Genomic DNA, 19,781 nt, shown 5'->3' on the forward strand with positions numbered 1-19,781 from the left:
GCGTGACCCGTCACCCGTGAACCGAAGGTCTCTGTCTGCCCGTGTGTGTCACAACAGCAGCCTCATGGTTCCCGCACGCCCTGCCGGGCGCGTCCCGGCCGTCCCCTGCCCGCATCCGGTTCTTCTGCATCCCCCACGGCGGCGCCGGCGGCTCGGTGTTCCGCCCCTGGCAGCACCTGCTCGGCCCCGGTACCGAGGTCGTCCCCGTCCAGTTGCCGGGGCGTGAGATCCGTATGACGGAACCCGCCGAGACATCGGTCGTGCGGCTCGCGGAGAAGCTCGCGGTCCCGCTCGCCCGCCGGGCCGAAGGTCTGCCGTACGTCCTGTTCGGCCACAGCATGGGCGCCCTGCTCGCCTATGAACTCGCCCTCACCCTCCAGGACTCCGGCCGTCCGCCGGCCGCGCTGGTCGTCTCCGGCAGCGTGCCACCCCATCTCCCGCGCTCCACCCCCGCCATGCACCCGCTCCCGGACCCCGAGTTCGTGGCCGGGCTGCGGCGACTCGGCGGCATCCCACCGGAGTTGCTGGCCGACGAGGAGTGGCTCGCGCTCGTCCTGCCCCAGCTGCGTGCGGATTTCCAGGCCGCCGAGACCTACCGGGCGCACGGAGTGCTGCGGCCCGGGATCCCGCTGATCGCCCTCGGCGGGTCCGACGACCCCGCCGCCGCACCCGCCGAGGTCGAGCGCTGGCGCGACCTCGGCACCGACGTCAGGGTCCAGGTCTTCGCCGGCGACCACTTCTTCGTCTTCGCCGCCGCCCCGCAGGTCCTGGCCTTCGTGGCCGGGGAGCTGGCGTGGTAGGCGCGGCCGGCAAGGGCCGGTACGGCGTCGACGCGCCCGGCTGGCTGGTCGCACTGGGCGGCTCGGTCGTGCTGCCGCTGGTGGCGGTCGCCGCGGGGGCGCCCCGCTGGCTGCTGCGGATCCCGGCGGTGACGGCCGCGCCGGCCGGGCTGTTCCTGCACGCCAGCGTGCGCGGCAAGTTCCTGGTGTGGGAGGAGCTCCTCGACGGGCTCCGGCTGCGCGGCGACGAACAGGTCCTGGACCTGGGCTGCGGGCGCGGCGCGGTGCTGACCGCGGTGGCCCGCCGGGTGCCGCGGGGCCGCGTCACCGGCGTCGACCTGTGGCGCTCCGTCGACCAGTCCGGCAACCGCGCGGGGACCACGCTGGAGAACGCCGACCGGGAGCGGGTCGCCGACCGGATCGACCTGGTCACCGCCGACATGCGGCAACTCCCCTTCGAGGAGGGCCGGTTCGACCTCGTGGTGTCCAGCATGGCCCTGCACAACATCACCGACGCGCGGGGCCGCGGGGAGGCGGTGCGTGAGGCGTACCGGGTGCTGCGGCCGGGCGGACGGCTGCTCGTCGTCGACATCCTCCACACCGGCCAGTACCGCGACCTGCTGCTCGCCGCCGGCGCCCGGGACGTCACCTGCGCCGACGTCGGCCACCGGATGTGGTGGAGCGGACCGTGGGTGCCCACCCGGTGGGTCCGGGCGGAGAAGCCCGGGCACCCCGATCCCTCGGAGCGTCCCGAACCCTCAACGGAAACCGGAGGACCAGCATGAACGCCCCCCTCACGACCGTCCCGCGCAGTCTCGTCGCCCTGTTGCGGACCCGCGCCGCGGAGCAGCCCGGCCGGCCGGCGTACACCTTCCTCGACAGCCACGGCACGGAGGAATCCACCCTCAGCTACGCCGAGTTGGACCGCCGGGCCCGGCAGGTGGCGGCGGCCTTACAGGCGAGCTGCTCCCCCGGTGACCGGGTGCTGATCCTGCATCCGCCGGGCACCGCCTACCTGACCGCGTTCTTCGGCAGCCTCTACGCCGGGCTGGTCGCCGTACCGTCGTATCCGCCGCATGCCCGCAACGCGGCGCGGCTGCGGGCGATCGCCGCGGACGCGGCACCCGCCGCCGTGCTCGCCGGTGACCGGGGCACGGCCACCGCACGGCAGCACCTGAGCGAACCGGGTCCCGTCGTCTGGCTGTCCGGCGCCGCCCCGAGCGCCGACCCCGACGCCTGGACGGACCCGGGCGCCGGCCGGGAGGATCTCGCCTTCCTGCAGTACACCTCGGGCAGCACGGCCGTGCCGAAGGGCGTGATGGTCTCGCACGGCAATCTGCTGCACAACTCCGCCCAGATCCAGTGGCGGCTGCGGACCACGGAGGACTCCTGCCTGGTCAGCTGGCTGCCGCCGTTCCACGACATGGGGCTCATCGGTGGCATCCTCCAGCCGCTGTTCGGCGGCTTCCCCGGGGTGCTGATGGCCCCGGGCACCTTCGTCCTGGACCCCGTGCAGTGGCTGCGCGCGATCTCCGTGTACGGCGGCACGGCGTCCGCCGTGCCGCCGTTCGCCCTGGACCTGTGTGTCGAGCGCGTCGACCCCGCCGCCGGGGCGCCGCTCGACCTGGCCGGTCTGGAGACCGTGGTGGTCGGCGCGGAGCCGGTGCCGGCCGCGACCCTCGACCGGTTCGCCGCGCACTTCGCCCCCTGGGGGATGCGCAGGGAGGCGCTGCGGCCCAGTTTCGGGCTGGCGGAGGCCACGCTGATGGTGTCCTGCGGGGAGCGCCTCACCGACGCGGCCGCCGTCACCCTGGACGCCACCGCGCTGGAGGCGCACCGGGTGGTGCCCGGCAGCGCGGGGCAGCGCCGGACCGTCGTGGGGTGCGGCGGTGCCGTCGACGGACAGCGGCTGCTCGTCGTCGATCCGGCCGAGGGCGCGCCGTGCCGGCCCGGGCAGGTCGGGGAGATCTGGGTCGGCGGTCCGAACGTGGCACAGGGGTACTGGAACCGGCCGGAGGAGAGCGCGGCCGTCTTCGGCGCCCGTACGGCGAGCGGCGAGGGCCCCTTCCTGCGCACCGGCGACCTCGGTTTCCTGCGGGACGGTGAGCTGTTCGTGACCGGGCGCAGCAAGGACCTGATCATCGTGCGCGGCCGCAATCTCTATCCGCAGGACCTCGAGCGCTGCGCGGAGGGCGCCCATCCGGCGCTGCGGCCCCACGCCACGGCCGCCGTCGGCATCGACGACGGCGACGGTGTGGAGCGGCTGGTCGTGGTCGCGGAGGTGCGGCGGGGAGTGGCCGCGCCGCCCGTGGCGGAGGTGGCGGACGCGGTCGGGCGGGCGATCACCGCGGAGTTCGACGTACGGCTGCACCGGCTCGTCCTGGTCCGCGCCGGGACCGTGCCCAAGACGTCCAGTGGGAAGATCCAGCGCCGGGCCACTCGGGCGGCGCTCGTCGCCGGGTCGCTCAGTGTGGTGGGCGAGTGGGCCGACGGTGAGTCCGCGGAGGAGTGCGACGGGGCGTCCGTGGAGGAGTGCGACGGGGCGTCCACGGAGGAGTGCGACGGGGCGTCCACGGAGGAGTGCGACGGGGCGTCCACGGAGGGGGACTGCGACGGGGCGTCCGTGGAGGACTGCGACGGGGCGTCCGTGGAGGACTACCTGTCCGACCTCGTCGCCTCGCTCGCCCCCGCCTCCGGGCGGCGGCCCGGGCCCGCGGACTCGCTGCCGGGGCTGGGCCTGGACTCACTGGCCATGGTGCGGCTCGCGGGACGGATCGAGCAGGACCTCGGGATCTCCCTCTCCGAGGACGCGCTCTACGACGCCCCGACGATCGCCGCACTCGCGGCGGCCGTCGGGGAAGGGCCGAGGGCCGCCTCCGGCTCCGCGCCGGACCCGGCTCCGGTCCCGCCGGACGACCCGCACGCCCCCTTCCCGCAGACCGACACCCAGCAGGCCTACTGCCTGGGCCGCACCGGCACCTTCGAGCTGGGCAACGTCTCCACCCACGTGTACGTGGAGTTCGACGCCCCCGATCTCGACCTGCCCCGTTTCGAGCATGCCTGGCGGCGGGTGATCGACCGGCACGAGATGCTGCGCGCGGTCATGCTGCCCGACCGCAACGAGCAGCGGATCCTGCCCGAGGTGCCGCCGTACGAGATCCGGGTGACCGATCTGCGCGGGCAGGAGAAGGACGCGGCCGAGGCCGCACTGGCGGCCGTGCGGGAGCGGCTGTCGCACGAGGTGCGGCCCGCCGACCGGTGGCCGCTGTTCGAGGTGGCCGCCACCCGGCTGGACGACGGCCTGCGGATCCATCTCAGCGTGGACTCGTTGATCGCCGACTTCTCCTCCGGCCGGCTGCTCTTCGACGACCTGTCCCGCTTCTACTGCGAGCCCGACGCACAACCGCCCGCCCCCGCCCGCTCGTTCTGCGACCACGTACACGCCGAGGCCCGGCGCAGGGACACCCCCGAGTACCGGCGCGCCTACGACTACTGGTGGCGCCGACTGCCGGAGCTGCCCCCGGCGCCACAACTGCCGGCCCGGGCCGCGGCCGTGGACGTACCGCACTTCGCGCGCCGGGACACCGTGCTGTCCGCCGGGACCTGGCAGGGCCTCAAGGAGCGCGCGGGACGGGCCGGTCTGACCCCGAGCGCCCTGCTGCTCGCGGTGTACGCGGAGGTGCTGGCCGTCTGGAGCAACAGCCGCCACTTCACAGTCAACGTGCCGCGCCTGACCCGCCCGGTGCGCGACACGTCGTACGACGAGGTGCTCGGCCAGTTCGCCTCCTTCACGCTCCTCGAGATCGACCACCGGGGTGCCGAGACCTTCCTGGAACGGGCCCGGCAGGTGCAGCGGCGGCTCCGGGACGACCTGCGGCACGCGGCCGTCAGCGGCGTGGAGGTGTTGCGCGAGTTGATGCGCCTGCAGGGCGGCTACGACCGGGCATTGATGCCGGTGGTGATGACGAGCAACCTCGCCTTCGCCGCCGCGGAACGCACCCCGCTGGAACGGCTGCTGACCCCGGTGTTCACCATCTCGCAGACCCCGCAGGTCACCCTGGACTGCCAGGCCCATGAGCAGGAGGGTGCGCTGCTGCTGAACTGGGACTCGGTCGACGCGCTCTTCCCGGACGGGCTGGTCGACGCCATGTTCGACGCCCAGACGGCCCTGCTGCACCGGCTCGCCACCGACGAGGACGCCTGGACACGGCCGGCGCCGCTCGCCCTGCCGGAACACACCCACGCCGGCCCCGAACGCCCCGTCCCCGACCTCCAGGTGCAGCAGCTGTTCGAACGGCAGGCCGCGCTCCGCCCCGACGCCCCCGCCGTGATCGCCCCGGACCGGACCCTGTCGTACGCCCAACTCGCCGACGCGTCCCGGCAGGTGGCCCGCTGGCTGCACGCGCACGGCGCCCGGCCCGGACAGCTCGTCGCCATCGTCATGGAGAAGGGCTGGGAACAGGTCGTCGCGGCCTACGGGGTGCTGTTCTCGGGGGCCGCCTATCTGCCCGTCGACCCGGACCAGCCCGCCCTGCGCGTGCGGCAGCTGCTCGACCGGGGCGAGGTGGCGCTCGTCCTCACCCAGTCGCACCTCGACGTGGACCTGGAAGGGCGCCCGCGGCTCTGCGTCGACCAGCCGCTGCCCTCCGTCGCGGACACCCCGCTGCCGGCGCCCGGCAGCCCGGACGACCTCGTCTACACGATGTTCACCTCGGGATCGACGGGCGAGCCGAAGGGCGTGATGGTCCCGCACCGGGCGCTGGTCAACTGCCTGGTGCAGACGATCGAGACCTACCGGGTCACCGAGGCCGACCGCTGCCTCGCCGTGACGGCGCTCCACCACGACCTGTCGGCCTTCGACCTCTTCGGGTTGCTGGGCGCCGGCGGCAGCGTGGTCGTCCCGGCCGCCGCCGACCGCCGCGACCCGGCGCACTGGGCGGAGCTGATCGCCCGTCACCGGGTCACGGTGTGGAACTCGGTCCCGGCGATGATGGAGATGCTCCTGGAGAGCGGGGCCCGCCCGGCCTCGCTGCGGCTGGTGATTCTCGGCGGCGACTGGATCCCGCTCCCCGTACCGGGCCGGCTGCGCGAGCTGGTGCCGGGGGTCGAGGTCGTCTCCATCGGGGGTCCGACCGAGACCACGGTGTGGAGCATCTGGTTCCCGGTCGGCGAGACCGACCCCGAGTGGCGGAGCATCCCGTACGGCACCGCGATCGCCAACGTCCGCTACCGCGTGCTCGACGAGCGGCTGCGGGACTGCCCGGACTGGGTGACCGGCGAGATGTACGTCTCCGGGGTGTGCCTCGCCGACGGCTACTGGCGCGACCCGGAGCGCACCGACGCGGCCTTCGTGGCGCACCCGGGGACCGGGGAGCGGATGTACCGCACCGGTGACCTGGGCCGGTGGCGTCCGGACGGCACCATCGAGTTCATGGGCCGGGCCGACTTCCAGGTCCAGATCCGCGGCCAGCGCATCGAACCCGGCGAGATCGAGTCGGCGCTGCTCGCCCATCCCGAGGTCGGCTCGGTGGTCGTCGCCGCCACGTCCGGCGCGGACCGGCCCGGCCATGACGGTCTGGTCGCCTATGTCGTCCCCGGCCGGCCGGACGGTACTGCGGACTTCGAGGCCGGGCGGCGGGCCGGCATCACGCTGCTCGACCCGCTGGCCCGGGCGGAGTTCAAGCTGGCCCGGCACGGACTGCGCCGGGAGCCCGGCCGGCACCGGGTCCCGCTGCCCAGGGTCCCCGCCGAGCCGTCACGGCGGCGCAGCGACCGGGCGTTCCTCGGCGCACCCGTCGCCCTCGCCGAACTGGCCGCCGGCCTGGGCCTGCTGGGGCAGGACGAGGTGGACGGGCTGGCCAAGTGCCGCTATCCGTCGGCCGGGGGCCTGTATCCCGTCCAGACGTATCTGCACGTGAAGGCCGGTGCGGTGGCGGGCCTGGCGCCCGGCGCGTACTACGTGGACCCGCGGCAGAACGCCGTGGTGCTGCTCGGCGAGGACGCGGCGGTCGGCGCCGAGGTGCACGCCGGGCACAACCGCGCCCTCGTCGACGCGGCCGGGTTCACCCTGTTCCTGGTCGCGGACCTGGCGGCGATCGAGCCGCTGTACGGTTCGCTCGCCCGCGACCTGTGCCTGCTGGAGGCCGGTTACATGGGGCAGTTGCTCATGGACTGGGCGGCGGGCACCGACGTCGGGCTGTGCCCCATCGGCGAACTCGACTTCGAGCCGCTCAAGCCGCTGTTCGCCCTGGGCGACCGCCATCTGCTGGTGCACGCCCTGGTCGGCGGCCGGGTGGACCGTACGGCCGCTCCCGTGCCGCCGTGGGAGGCGCCCCTCCCGGACCGGCTGCGTGACTGGCTCCGCGAGCGGCTGCCCGCCCACATGGTCCCGGAGCACGTGCTGACCCTGGACAGCCTGCCGCTCACCGGCAACGGCAAGGTGGACCGACGCCGGCTGCCGGCCCCGCGGCAGGCCGCCGGTACGGCCAGGGGCTATGTCGCCCCGCGCACCCCCACCGAGCACCAGCTGGCCACCCTGTGGAGCGAGCTGCTGAACGTGCCCAGGGTGGGCGTTCAGGACAACTTCTTCGACCTCGGCGGGCACTCGCTGGCCGCGACCCGGCTGATCGCCAGGATCCGCGACCGCTTCCAGATCTCGATCAGCCTGCGCGAGGTCTTCACCAGCCGGACGGTCGCCGACCTGGCGACGGCGGTGGACCGGCGCCGCGGGGAGGTGAGCGGCGCGGTCTGATCCGGGACCGCGGGCAGTGCTCCGGGACCGCGGACGATGCTCCCGGCCCAGGGACAGTGCTCCCGGCCCGGGGACAGTGCTCCCGGCCCGGGGACGGTGATCCGGGGACGTTCCCTCTCTCCTGGCCGATGACACGCCGACCACACATACATACGTGTCAGACTGCCCACTCCGTACGACGAGAGGGAACGACCGGAGACCATGGACACCAGCACAGCGACCTCTCTCTGGGACGAGCTGACCGGCACCCAGCCCGACCCGGACCTGTGGGTGGTGATCGCGACACTCGCCGCCGCGGCCGCCGTGGTCGTCCCGCACACCGTGTGGCGGATATCCCGCAACGCCATCACGATCGCCCACGAGGGCGGCCACGGCCTGGTCGCCCTGCTCACCGGCCGCCAGCTCACCGGCATCCGCCTGCACTCCGACACCAGCGGCCTCACGGTCAGCCGGGGCAAGCCGCACGGCCTGGGCATGATCCTCACGGCGGCGGCCGGCTACACCGCGCCCCCGCTGCTCGGCCTGGGCGGCGCGGCCCTGCTCGGCGCCGGCCGCATCACCCTGCTGCTCTGGGTCGCGACGGCCCTGCTCATCGCCATGCTGGTGATGATCCGCAACGCGTACGGCGTCCTGACCGTGTTCCTGACGGGCGGCGCGTTCCTGCTGGTGTCCTGGCTGGCCGGGCCCCAGGTGCAGGCGGCGTTCGCGTACGCGGTGGTGTGGTTCCTGCTGCTGGGCGGCGTACGCCCGGCGTTCGAACTCCAGGCGAAGCGCTCACGGGGCGGCGCCGGCGACTCGGACGCGGACCAGCTGTCCCGCCTGACCCACGTACCGGCAGGCATGTGGCTGTTCCTGTTCCACGCGGTGTCGCTCTGTTCACTGATCGGTGGGGGCAGATGGCTGCTGGATGCCTGACGCGCCCCGTAGGGGGCAGGCGTCAGGGGCGGGGCCGTATCTCGGTGGCTCCGCCGCGCGGGCGCGACCGGCGCCCCGCTCAGCCTCACACGAAGCCGCCACACGCGGCCTCCCACTAAAGTGGCCCCATGGCCGCAAACCCCACCGCACCAACCGCCCTCTGGCCCGCCCCCCATGCAAGCGGAGCCGTCGACGCGACGGTCCACGTGCCGGGGTCCAAGTCGGTCACCAACCGCGCCCTCGTCCTCGCCGCCCTCGCCTCCGAGCCCGGCTGGCTGCGCCGCCCCCTCCGGTCCCGAGACACCCTGCTGATGGCCGGCGCCCTGCGCGCGATGGGCGTCGGCATCGAGGAGGGCGTGGGTCCCGACGGCTCCGGCGAGGCCTGGCGGGTGATCCCCGCAGGGCTCCGCGGCCCCGTCACGGTCGACGTCGGCAACGCCGGCACCGTGATGCGTTTCCTCCCGCCCGTCGCCACCCTCGCCGCCGGCGACATCCGCTTCGACGGCGATCCCCGTTCCTACGAGCGTCCCCTGCACGGCGTGATCGACGCCCTGCGCGCCCTCGGTGCCCGGATCGACGACGACGGCCGGGGCGCGCTCCCGCTGACCGTGCACGGCGGCGGCGCCCTGGAGGGCGGCCCGGTGTCGATCGACGCCTCGTCCTCGTCCCAGTTCGTGTCGGCCCTGCTGCTCTCCGGTCCGCGATTCAACCAGGGCGTGGAGGTCCGCCACGTCGGCGCGACGCTCCCCTCCCTCCCGCACATCCGGATGACGGTCGACATGCTGCGCGCGGTCGGCGCCCAGGTGGACACCCCGGAGTCGGGCGGCGAGCCGAACGTCTGGCGGGTCACCCCGGGCGCCCTGCTCGGCCGGGACCTGACCGTCGAGCCGGACCTCTCGAACGCCCAGCCGTTCCTCGCCGCCGCGCTGGTGACGGGCGGCAAGGTGCTGGTCCCGGACTGGCCTTCGCGCACCACCCAGCCGGGCGACCGGCTGCGCGAGATCTTCACCGAGATGGGCGGTTCCTGCGAACTGACCGAGTACGGCCTGGAGTTCACCGGTTCCGGCCGGATCCACGGCATCGACGTCGACCTGGGTGACGTGGGCGAGCTGACCCCCGGCATCGCGGCGGTCGCCGCCCTCGCCGACTCCCCCTCCACCCTCCGGGGCGTGTCCCATCTGCGTCTCCACGAGACGGACCGGCTGGCCGCGCTCACCAAGGAGATCAACGAGCTGGGCGGTGACGTCACCGAGACCGCCGACGGCCTGCACATCCGCCCGCGCAGGCTGCACGGCGGGGTCTTCCACACCTACGAGGACCACCGCATGGCCACGGCCGGTGCGATCATCGGCCTGGCCGTGGACGGCGTTCAGATCGAGAACGTGGCGACGACGGCGAAGACCCTGCCGGACTTCCCCGACCTGTGGACCGGGATGCTCGGGAGCGACGGGGCCTAGGGGCGTACGACCATGCGCCGCTACGGCAAGCACACCGACGAGGACGACATCCGTCAGCGCCCCAACCGCAAGGGCACCCGGCCCCGTACGCACATCCGCCCCGCGCACCAGGACGCGGCCGAGGGCATGGTCCTCACCGTCGACCGGGGCCGGCTGACCTGCCTGGTCGGGGACCGTACGGTCCTGGCGATGAAGGCGCGTGAGCTGGGCCGCAAGGCGGCGGTGGTCGGTGACCGGGTGGCCCTGGTGGGCGATCTGTCCGGCAAGAAGGACTCCCTGGCCCGGATCGTGCGCATCGAGGACCGCACGTCCGTGCTCCGCCGCACCGCCGACGACGACGATCCGTTCGAGCGGGTGGTCGTCGCCAACGCCGACCAGCTGGCGATCGTCACGGCCCTGGCCGACCCGGAACCCCGCCCGCGGCTCATCGACCGCTGTCTGGTCGCGGCCTTCGACGCCGGCCTCACCCCGCTCCTGGTCATGACCAAGTCGGACCTGGCCCCGCCGGACAAGCTCCTGGAGCTGTACGGGCACCTGGAGATCCCCTACGTGGTCACGAGCCGCGAGGAACTGAAGACGGGGGATGCGGCCCGCGTGGTCCAGGACCATCTGGACGGCAAGATCACGGCGTTCGTCGGCCACTCGGGCGTCGGCAAGACAACGCTGGTGAACGCCCTGGTCCCCGAGGACCTCCGGCGGACGACCGGCCACGTGAACGCGGTGACCGGCCGGGGCCGCCACACCACGACCTCCGCCCTGGCCCTTCCTCTCACCGGCGGTGGGGGCACCTCCCGCTCGAGCGAAGCCGAGAGCGGGGGAGGCTGGGTCATCGACACCCCGGGCGTCCGCTCCTTCGGGCTCGCCCATATCGATCCGTCCCGGGTGATCCTCGCCTTCCCCGACCTGGAGCCCGGCACGGTGAACTGCCCGCGCGCGTGCAGCCACGACGAGCCGGACTGCGCGCTGGACGAGTGGGTCGCCGAGGGCCACGCGGACCCGGCCCGTCTCTACTCGCTGCGCCGTCTCCTGTCGACACGCGAGCGCAAGGAAGGGGACTGACCACCGCGTGTTTGTCCTGACCCGGGTTCGGTAAGTGCATAATCGCACCGAGCTGGCTTTACGGGAGGACGGCACATGGCGTGGCTGCTGGTGATCGTGGCCGGAATTCTGGAGACCGGCTTCGCCGTGTGCCTCAAGCTCTCCCACGGTTTCACCCGTCTCTGGCCGACGATCGCGTTCGCGTCCTTCGCCCTGGGCAGCTTCGGCCTCCTGACGCTCTCCCTCAAGAAGCTGGACGTGGGCCCGGCGTACGCGGTGTGGACGGGCATCGGGGCGGCGGGCACGGCGATCTACGGCATGATCTTCCTGGGCGACCTGGTATCCACCCTGAAGATCATCTCCATCAGCCTGGTGATCGCGGGCGTGATCGGCCTGCAGCTCTCGGGCTCCACCCACTGAAACACACCCCGAAGGGGCACGGGGCTGTTCGACATACGGCCACCGCAGCCACCCCCAGGGGCGCGAGGCCGTATCGATGTGCGGCTACCGCCGCGCGGGCGCGACAAGCCCCCACGCACCCGCGGCTACCCACAGCCCGCGCCCCCTCATTCACACCGGCTGCCGCGACAGCACCCCCCGCACCAGCTCCGCCACCCCGCCCTCCCCCGGCGGCGCGGCCACACACGACAACGCGAGCCGCACCACAAGCTCGCACGACCGGGCCAGCTCACGGTTCCCCCTCACGGCTTCCGGTCCGGACAGCACCGCCACCGCCCGGTCCCGCACGATCTGCACGAAGTCCCCGGGAGAGGGCAACGGCCCGTCCGCCCTGCGCTGCGCCGGCACCGCCGAGGAGGACGGCATCGCGGTCAGCGTCGGCGACGGCAACCGCTCGCTCCAGCACCCCGTGAGCATCGCCCGGACCAGCACGTTCTCCCGGCCCGCCGCGGCCATCCACTCGGCCGTCGCCGTCAGGCGTTCCCGCACCTCGGTATGGCTGACCAGTGCCCGCTCCACGCCCGCGAGATACCCGTCGGCCTCCCGGCGGACCAGCGCCCTCGCCAGGCCTTCCTTGCTGCCGAACTCGTTGTACAGCGTCTGCCGGGACACCCCGGCCGCCGCGGCCACGTCGACCATGCGCACGGCGGCCCACGGGCGGCGGGCGAGCGCCGTGTACGCGGCGTCCAGCAGGGACTCCCGGGCTGCAGGCATCAGCGCCTCCTGGGGCGGGCGGCTCTGCGCCCAGATTTGACGCGCACGATCGCACTGTCAAGGGTTCGCGAAGGCACCGGGGGGCGCCCTTCGGCCAACACACGCGGGCGCGCCGAGGTCGCCGTTCGCCGCCCCATCGCCGGACGATCACCCCCGCCCCGTACCACCCGTCCGTACCGCCCGTCCCCGGCACATCCCCGTATCCGCCCCGTGCCTGTGTAGCCCCGCGCCCACCCCGGCAGATAGCGTTCATGGCATGCCGGACTACCACGATGACCTGCGGCTCGCCCACGTGCTCGCGGACGCGGCCGACGCCGCCACCATGGCCCGCTTCAAGGCCCTCGACCTCAAGGTCGAGACCAAGCCGGACATGACCCCGGTGAGTGAGGCCGACAAAGCCGCCGAGGAGCTGATCCGCGGCCAGCTGCAGCGTGCCCGCCCACGGGACGCGGTCCTCGGCGAGGAGTACGGCATCGAGGGCACCGGCCCGCGCCGCTGGGTGATCGACCCGATCGACGGCACCAAGAACTACGTACGCGGGGTCCCCGTCTGGGCGACCCTGATCTCCCTGATGGAGGCGGCCGAGGGCGGCTACCGGCCGGTCGTCGGCGTGGTCTCCGCACCGGCGCTGGGCCGCCGCTGGTGGGCGGCGCAGGGGCACGGCGCCTACACCGGCCGCAGCCTCTCCTCGGCGACCCGCCTGCATGTCTCCAAGGTCTCGAAGCTGTCCGACGCCTCGTTCGCGTACTCCTCGCTGAGCGGCTGGGACGAGCGGGGGCAGCTGAACGGCTTCCTGGACCTGAGCCGCGAAGTGTGGCGCACGCGCGCGTACGGCGACTTCTGGCCGTACATGATGGTCGCCGAGGGGTCGGTGGACATCTGCGCCGAGCCGGAGCTGTCGCTGTGGGACATGGCGGCCCCCGCGATCGTCGTGACCGAGGCCGGCGGCACCTTCACGGGCCTGGACGGCCGCCCCGGCCCGCACAGCGGCAACGCGGCCGCGTCCAACGGCCTGCTCCACGACGAGCTGCTGTCGTACCTCACCCGGCGTTACTGAAACAGCCTTCTGAGGCAGAACGGGGCAGTCTCCCCAGCACATATGAGCGCGTGCGCCCTCAATTGGCTACGCGCACCCTCTTGTTGACCCTGGCTTTACCTGCCACTCTATGAGAACCCTCACTTTGTGCATTTGTGAATCGCTGAACTATCTCCGCGGTTCCCTAGGAGGTGGCACCTTCCATGCTCGTCCGTGACGCCATGAGCACGGTGGTCCTCACCGTCGGCCCAGCCCACACACTCCGCCAGGCAGCCGCCCTGATGTCCGCGCGCCGCGTGGGCGCGGCGATCGTCCACGACCCGGACGCCGGCGGCATCGGCATCCTCACCGAACGCGACATCCTGAACTCCGTCGGCCTGGGCCAGAACCCGGACACGGAGCCCATCCACGCCCACACCACCAACGACGTCGTGTTCGCCGCCCCGACCTGGACCCTGGAGGAGGCGGCCCGGGCGATGGCCCACGGCGGCTTCCGTCATCTGGTCGTCCTCGACGGCGGCGAGCCGGCCGGCATCGTCTCGGTCCGCGACATCATCCGCTGCTGGGTCGGGGCCCGCGCGCCGCAACCCGTCTAGGCCCGGTCCGCACCGGCACGCCGAACGGGCCGGACCCCGACCTCCGGGAGATCCGGCCCGCCCGCCCACGACAAGCGGTCCACCGGCGGATGCCAGCCCCGCAGGGCCTGGACCGCGGCCTCCGGCCGCTCCTTTCGCACCATTCCTGTCGCTTTGCCGACCCGAACCCTTCCGTATTGGACTTAGTCCAATTCAAGCTCAGCTCCAAAGTCACACTTGTTCGGAAAATGGTCGGCCCTGCTGTTAGGCTGGAAAGCATGAGTGACCTTTTGGAACGGCTGCGTGGACGCGGATGGCGGATGACCGCGCAGCGACGCGTCGTGGCCGAGGTCCTCGACGGCGAACACGTCCACCTGACGGCCGACGAGGTCCACGCCAGAGCCGTCACCAAGCTGCCGGAGATCTCCCGGGCGACCGTCTACAACACCCTCGGCGAGCTGGTCTCGCTCGGCGAAGTCCTCGAGGTCTCGACGGACAAGCGCGCCAAGCGGTACGACCCCAACGCACACCGGCCGCACCACCACCTGGTCTGCGCCCACTGCGGCTCGATCCGCGACGTCCACCCGACCGGGAACCCGCTGGCCGACCTCCCCGCCTCGGAGCGGTTCGGCTTCACGGTCTCCGACGTCGAGGTGACGTACCGCGGCCTGTGCCCGGACTGCGCGGCGGCCGCCTGACGAACGTTCGCGAAACGCCCCGGCACTCACGGCTTAGGTTCCGGTGAGTGCCGGGGCCTTCGTGCCGTATCTCCTCGCCGTACACGGGGTTCCCGAATCTGACGGCCCGTCATATGGTCTTCGGGTCCGCACTCTTGCGAGGAGATCCCGTGGGAGAGCCGTATCAGCCGCCTCCGGCGTGTCCGAAGCTCCACGCCCATGCCCTGACCCGTACCTTCGGCCGGTCCCCCCACGCGGTCGACGCCCTCGGTCCGCTCGACCTGGCCGTCGCGCCAGGTGAGTTCGTCTGCCTGGTCGGGCCCTCGGGCTGCGGCAAGACGACCCTGCTGCGGATCGCGGCCGGCCTGCTCCGCCCGAGCGCCGGCCGGCTGGAGATCCGTACCGACAGCCCCGCCCGGCCGCGATGATCTTCCAGGACTACGGCATCTACGACTGGAAGACGGTCCTGGCCAACGTCCGTTTCGGCCTCGACGTACAGCGCGTCCCGCGCCGCGCGGCGAACGCCCGGGCCGGGGACTGGCTGGCCCGGCTGGGGCTCGCGGACTTCGCCGACGCCTACCCCTCGACCCTCTCCGGCGGGATGCGCCAGCGGGTGGCGATCGCCCGTGCCCTGGCCGTCGAGCCCGAACTCCTCCTCATGGACGAGCCGTTCGCCGCCCTGGACGCACAGCTCCGGGTGATCCTCCAGGACGAACTCCTGGACCTCACCCAGGCCCTGCACACCACCACCCTCTTCATCACGCACAGTCTGGAGGAGGCGCTGGTCCTCGGCGACCGGGTGCTGGTGATGTCCGCCCGTCCGGGCCGGATCATCGCCGAGCACCGCCCGCCGTTCCCGCGCCCACGCACCGGTGGGATCCGCGACACCCCCGAGTTCACGGCACTGAAGAGCGAACTGTGGGAGTTGCTGCGCAAGGAGGCGGTACCGGCATGACGACCCTCACCCCGGGCCGCGAGACCCGTGTCCTGGTCCGCGCCCCCGGTCCCGCCGAACTCCGTCCCGCCCGCACCCACCGGCGACGGCGCGCCCTGGAGCTGACCCTGGCGACCGCCGTGCCCGTGCTGCTGGTCCTCCTGTGGCAGCTGGCCGCGACCCGGGCCTGGATCGACGACCGCGTCTACCCGGCGCCGTCCACGATCCTCTCCGACGGCTGGGACCGGGCGACGGCGGGCGACCTGTGGCCGGACGTCCGGGCCACCACCCGCCGGGTGCTCGCGGGCTACGCGGCGGGCACGGCGGGCGGCTATCTGCTGGGCCTGCTGATGGGCTCCCTCCCCCTGGTCAAGGCGGCCCTGGAGCCGCTCCTGGACGCCCTGTACGTGGTACCGAAGCTGGCCCTGCTCCCGGTCTTCCTGAACATGTTCGGCCTGGGCGAGGGCCCGCAGGTGGCCCTGGTGGCGGTCACGGTCTTCTTCTTCGTGTGGATCTCCACGATGTCGGCGGTGATCGCCGTCCCGTCCGGCCACCGTGACGCGGGCCGGGTCTTCGGCGCCTCGCCCTGGCAGATGTTCCGCCATGTCCTGCTGCCGGCCTCGCTCCCGGCGGTCCTGGTCGGCGCGCGGATCGCCGCGGGAGTGGCCGTCCTGGTGATCGTCGCCTCCGAGCAGATCGCGGCCACGGACGGCCTCGGCCACCTCATCTTCGACTCGCGCGCACTGTTCCAGAACGACGTGATGTTCGTGGGGATCGTCTGCGTCGCCGTCCTGGGCGTGGTCTTCTCCGAGCTGATCCGGCTCGCCGGCCGCCTGCTCACCCCGTGGGCGCCCCGGGACCGGGGGCGGGGGCAGTCATGAGAGCGCGTCGGTACGCGGTCGCGGCGGCGGCGCTGGCGCTGCTGGCGACGGCCTGTTCGGCGAAGCACTCCGAGGACACGGGGGCGGCCACGGCGCCTCGCACGGTGCGCCCGGTGGCGGGCTGCGGCCGGGGGTCCTGGACCGACCCGGCCGACCTCTCGCCGACGAGGACCCCGGCCCGGTGCTCCCCCGGCAAGCCCGCGGCCCGCCCCCTGGCGAAACCCCGCAAAATCACCATCGCGACCGGCACCCTGAGCGCGGAGTACGTGGCCCCTCTCGAAGTGGCCCTGGACAAGGGCGAGTTCAAGGCGGAGGGCCTCGCCGTCACGCTGAAGGTGCTGCCCACGCCGGACGCGCTGCCCCTGCTGGCCAAGGGGGACATCGACGCGATGTGGTCGGCGCCCGAGGCGGCCGTGATGAACGGCGTCCGCGGCGGCTTCGACATCAAGTGGGTCGCGGGCAACTTCTCGCCCGACCCGGAGTCGAAGAGCGGCCTGTGGGTGCGCCTGAAGAACGGCGAGAGCGCGTCCGGCGTGGCGATGGCGGGGCGCACCCTGGGCACGATGATCGGCAAGGGCTCGGTGATCGCGTACCCCATGCAGAAGGCGCTGGCGAGCCATGGCGGGAGCCTGGACCGGATCCGTTACCAGCAGCTGGGCTCGGCCGACGTCCTCACGGCCCTGCAGAACGGCGGCGTCGACTCGGCCTGGCTCCTGGACCCGGTGTGGCGCCAGGTCACCGGGAAGACCGACTATGCGTTCCTGGGCGGCCAGCCGCAGGGCGAGCCGCTGGGCGGGATGCTGTTCGGCCGTACGCTCCTGAACGACGACGTGGACGCGGGAGTGGCGCTGCTCAGGGCCTACATCCGCACGGTCGACACGTACTTCGCCGGCGACTACAAGTCGGACGCGGACTTCGTCACGTACCTTGCGAAGCTGCTGAAGACCGACCCCGCGATCCTGCGCTCGACCCCGCCGCTGCGCATGGACTGGGAGATCCGCGCGGGCACGACGACGCGTCTGCAGTCGGCGTACCGGGCCCAGGGCGTCGAGTCGGGCGCCCCGCTCCCCGAGTCCCGGACGGTGGACCGGGCGCTGTACGAGGAGGCGGTGGGCCACGCCCCGTAGCCATAGCCATAGCCATAGCCGTACCTGTCGCCGTCGCCGCTGCCGTGCAAAGGCCGAGGGCCGGAATCCGTTTCTGGATTCCGGCCCTCGGCTTTCAGTAGCGGGGACAGGATTTGAACCTGCGACCTCTGGGTTATGAGCCCAGCGAGCTACCGAGCTGCTCCACCCCGCGTCGATGAACAGAACACTACGTGAGGGACACGAGCAGAAGCAAATCCATTCCTGTCAGCCCGCCTGAGCTGCGGAAAGGCGCGGACTCAGGCCGACAGCTCCTCGCGCAGCGCGTCCCGCAGCCGCCCCGCCCGCTCGGTCACCTCGGCCGGTCCCAGCGCCACCGCCCGGTCGGCCCACCGCTGCCCCTCGGCCAGCTCGCCACGACGCGCGTAGACCAGGGCCAGCCGCAACGCCGCCCGCCCGTGCCCCGCGTCCGCGGCCCGCTGCCACCACACGGCGGCCTCGGGCTCGCTCCCCTCCCGGGCCAGCAGCAGCCCCAGGTTGAACGCGCCATTCCGCGACCCGGCCTCGGCCGCGGTGCGGTACCACCGCGCCGCCTCCACCACGTCCCCGCGCGCCGCGGCGAGCATCCCGACCCGCACCTGGGCGCGCCGGTGCCCCTGCGAGGCGGCCCGCTCGTACCACTCCTCGCACTCGGTCTTGGTGTGCAGCGAGGACTCGCCGAGCTCGTGCTCGGAGACCTTCGGCCGACGCGCGTCGAGCACGGCGGCGAGCCGGTACGCGGCCTCGGCGCTCCCGCCGCCCGCGGCGCACCGCAGGTGCCGCTCGGCGGCGGCGTCGTCGCCCTCCCGCAGCCGGGCGATGCCGACCTGGAGCGCCGCCTCCGTGTGCCCGGCGGCGGCCGCGCGCTCGTAGCAGCGCAGCGCGACATGGTCCTCGCCGCGCCCGGCGTAGAGGATCCCGAGGTTGAAGGCGGCGTCCACGCTGCCGGCCTCGGCGGCCTTGGAGAACCACGGTTCGGCGCCGGCCGCGTCGCCGCCCTGGAGCAGCAGGATGGCGAGCGCGTTCGCCGCCTCCCGGTGCCCCGCGTAGGCCGCCCGCCGGTACCACTGCTCGGCCTGTGCGGTCCGCCCCTGCTCGGCGCAGAGCAACCCGAGGTTGTACGCCCCGTTGTCGTCGCCCGCGTCCATCGCCGCCCGGTACCAGCGCTCGGCGGTCTGGGTCTCGCCGCGCTCGGCATGCAGCGCGCCGAGCGCGTTGGCAGCGTTGCCGTCGCCGTCCTGGGCGGCCCGCAGCCACCACACGGCGGCGCTCTCGGTGTCTCCGGCGTCGCGCAGCAGGAAGCCGAGCGCGCAGGCGGCCCGGGCCTCGCCGTCCTTGGCGGAGGTCAGATACCAGCGCCCGGCCTCCTTGAGTTCGCCGCGTCTCTCCAGGATCGCCCCGAGGTGCAGCGCAGCCCGCCGGTGGCCGCGGGCGGCGGCCTGCCGGTACCACTGCTCGGCCTCTGCCGTCTCCGCGGCCCCGGCGGCGGTCTCCGTGCCGACACCGTCGTCGGCCGCGGTCTCGCCCTCCGCCGCGCCCGCTCTGCGGTCGAGCGCGCGCGCCAGCCGGTACGCCGCCTCCCGGTGCCCTCGTTCGGCGGCGGCCCGCATCCACTGGCCGGCGGCCGCGTCGCCCCGGTGCTCCAGGAGGTCGGCCAGCGCGTAAGCGCCGAGCGCATGGCCCTGCTCGGCGGACTGACGCAGCCAGTACTCGGCGGCGGGTTCGTCGCCGCGCTCACGGTGGTGCCGGCCCAGGGCGTGGGCGGCGGCCGCGGAGCCGGCCACGGCGGCGATCCGCCACCATCCGGCGGCCTCGTCGGGGTAGCCGCGCTGGTGCAGCAGGACGCCCAGGTTGTTGGCGGCGGCGCGGTCACCGGCGGCGGTGGCGGCGCGCAATTGGGGTTCGGCCCCGTCGAGGTCGCCACGGCGCAGCAGCATGGCGCCGAGCACACTCATCGACTCGACGTCACCGGCCTCGGCATGGAGCCGGTGACGTGCCTCTTCAGCGGCCTCGGCGGCCTCGTCGCGGGTCGGCTCCTCGCCCGAAGGCTGCACAAATCGCCCTGTCTCGAACAGAGTTGCCTTGTCCCCCATAACGTCCATCGTCGCACCACCTGCAACCTGGGTACATCCGGTATACCGCAACCCGTGAGGTCACTTCAGCGTTTTGTCGACATGCCCACAGAACGACAAGTCAAACACATCTCCCCCAACTCCCCACAGCGGCACGGCGACCTCGCGCACCGGTACATGCGTTCGCCGCCCGTCCGGACACCACGAGCCGTTCGCCCGGGCACCGTTGGCCGTCCGTCCGGACATCACGAAGGCCCGGATCCAAAAGGATCCGGGCCTTCGATTCAGTAGCGGGGACAGGATTTGAACCTGCGACCTCTGGGTTATGAGCCCAGCGAGCTACCGAGCTGCTCCACCCCGCGCCGTTGT

Annotated in this window: 14 protein-coding genes, 2 tRNA genes and 1 pseudogene; 13 read left to right on the forward strand and 4 right to left on the reverse strand. The window is 73.1% G+C overall.

The genetic code is table 11. The features are described from left to right. The first annotated feature begins 41 nt into the window (after positions 1–41). The 7 genes from AB0N16_RS29210 to AB0N16_RS29240 all read left to right on the forward strand — a co-directional run bounded on the left by AB0N16_RS29210 (position 42) and on the right by AB0N16_RS29240 (position 11,360). Positions 42–800 carry an alpha/beta fold hydrolase gene (locus AB0N16_RS29210; RefSeq protein WP_365801761.1) on the forward strand — a complete coding sequence of 253 codons (759 nt, stop codon included), beginning with the start codon at positions 42–44 and terminating at the stop codon, positions 798–800. Continuing rightward, on the forward strand, positions 794–1,564 hold the full coding sequence (locus tag AB0N16_RS29215) for a class I SAM-dependent methyltransferase (protein WP_365801763.1): 771 nt from the start codon (positions 794–796) through the stop codon (positions 1,562–1,564). Before AB0N16_RS29210 ends, AB0N16_RS29215 begins: the two co-directional genes overlap by 7 nt. After that, complete coding sequence (locus AB0N16_RS29220) at positions 1,561–7,530, forward strand: amino acid adenylation domain-containing protein (protein ID WP_365801765.1); 5,970 nt, start codon at positions 1,561–1,563, stop codon at positions 7,528–7,530. The genes AB0N16_RS29215 and AB0N16_RS29220 overlap by 4 nt, the downstream gene beginning before the upstream one ends. A 201-nt stretch (positions 7,531–7,731) precedes the next feature. Beyond that, entirely contained in the window at positions 7,732–8,445 is a 714-nt protein-coding gene (locus tag AB0N16_RS29225) for a M50 family metallopeptidase (RefSeq protein WP_365801767.1), read from the forward strand. Between the two features lie 128 nt (positions 8,446–8,573). Next, positions 8,574–9,902 carry a 3-phosphoshikimate 1-carboxyvinyltransferase gene (gene aroA, locus AB0N16_RS29230; RefSeq protein ID WP_365801769.1) on the forward strand — a complete coding sequence of 443 codons (1,329 nt, stop codon included), beginning with the start codon at positions 8,574–8,576 and terminating at the stop codon, positions 9,900–9,902. 12 nt (positions 9,903–9,914) lie between these two features. Then, positions 9,915–10,961, forward strand: coding sequence for a ribosome small subunit-dependent GTPase A (gene rsgA / locus AB0N16_RS29235; RefSeq protein WP_365801771.1), 1,047 nt, complete (start codon positions 9,915–9,917; stop codon positions 10,959–10,961). Positions 10,962–11,036: 75 nt separating this feature from the next. Next, positions 11,037–11,360: a multidrug efflux SMR transporter gene (locus AB0N16_RS29240; protein WP_360476918.1), complete on the forward strand. Its 324-nt coding sequence runs from the start codon at positions 11,037–11,039 to the stop codon at positions 11,358–11,360. A 150-nt stretch (positions 11,361–11,510) separates the two neighbouring features. Here the strand turns inward: AB0N16_RS29240 and AB0N16_RS29245 are convergent, their stop codons facing one another. Further along, positions 11,511–12,113, reverse strand: coding sequence for a helix-turn-helix domain-containing protein (locus AB0N16_RS29245; protein WP_365801774.1), 603 nt, complete (start codon positions 12,111–12,113; stop codon positions 11,511–11,513). Between the two features lie 256 nt (positions 12,114–12,369). Here AB0N16_RS29245 and hisN point away from each other — a divergent pair, with 256 nt between their 5' ends. The 6 genes and pseudogenes from hisN to AB0N16_RS29275 all read left to right on the forward strand — a co-directional run bounded on the left by hisN (position 12,370) and on the right by AB0N16_RS29275 (position 17,343). Next, complete coding sequence (gene hisN, locus AB0N16_RS29250; protein ID WP_365801776.1) at positions 12,370–13,170, forward strand: histidinol-phosphatase; 801 nt, start codon at positions 12,370–12,372, stop codon at positions 13,168–13,170. 182 nt (positions 13,171–13,352) lie between these two features. Then, positions 13,353–13,745 carry a CBS domain-containing protein gene (locus tag AB0N16_RS29255; protein WP_365801778.1) on the forward strand — a complete coding sequence of 131 codons (393 nt, stop codon included), beginning with the start codon at positions 13,353–13,355 and terminating at the stop codon, positions 13,743–13,745. 257 nt (positions 13,746–14,002) lie between these two features. Then, positions 14,003–14,422 (forward strand): Fur family transcriptional regulator, encoded by a 420-nt coding sequence (locus AB0N16_RS29260; RefSeq protein WP_351745423.1) that lies wholly within the window; start codon positions 14,003–14,005, stop codon positions 14,420–14,422. A 113-nt stretch (positions 14,423–14,535) separates the two neighbouring features. Next, positions 14,536–15,356: pseudogene (locus tag AB0N16_RS29265) on the forward strand (ABC transporter ATP-binding protein). Further along, positions 15,353–16,216: an ABC transporter permease gene (locus AB0N16_RS29270; protein ID WP_365801780.1), complete on the forward strand. Its 864-nt coding sequence runs from the start codon at positions 15,353–15,355 to the stop codon at positions 16,214–16,216. Before AB0N16_RS29265 ends, AB0N16_RS29270 begins: the two are co-directional and overlap by 4 nt. Beyond that, positions 16,213–17,343, forward strand: a complete 1,131-nt coding sequence (locus AB0N16_RS29275) for an ABC transporter substrate-binding protein (RefSeq protein WP_365801782.1) — start codon at positions 16,213–16,215, stop codon at positions 17,341–17,343. Before AB0N16_RS29270 ends, AB0N16_RS29275 begins: the two co-directional genes overlap by 4 nt. A gap of 98 nt (positions 17,344–17,441) precedes the next feature. Here the strand turns inward: AB0N16_RS29275 and AB0N16_RS29280 are convergent. From AB0N16_RS29280 to AB0N16_RS29290, 3 genes are all read right to left on the reverse strand, one after another. After that, positions 17,442–17,515, reverse strand: a tRNA-Met gene (locus AB0N16_RS29280). 85 nt (positions 17,516–17,600) lie between these two features. After that, on the reverse strand, positions 17,601–19,442 hold the full coding sequence (locus tag AB0N16_RS29285) for a tetratricopeptide repeat protein (protein WP_365801784.1): 1,842 nt from the start codon (positions 19,440–19,442) through the stop codon (positions 17,601–17,603). Between the two features lie 258 nt (positions 19,443–19,700). Then, positions 19,701–19,774: transfer RNA gene (locus AB0N16_RS29290), tRNA-Met, on the reverse strand. Positions 19,775–19,781 lie beyond the last annotated feature (7 nt).

Origin of the sequence: Streptomyces sp. NPDC051105 (assembly GCF_040682795.1) — a bacterium.
Classification (GTDB): Bacteria; Actinomycetota; Actinomycetes; order Streptomycetales; family Streptomycetaceae; genus Streptomyces.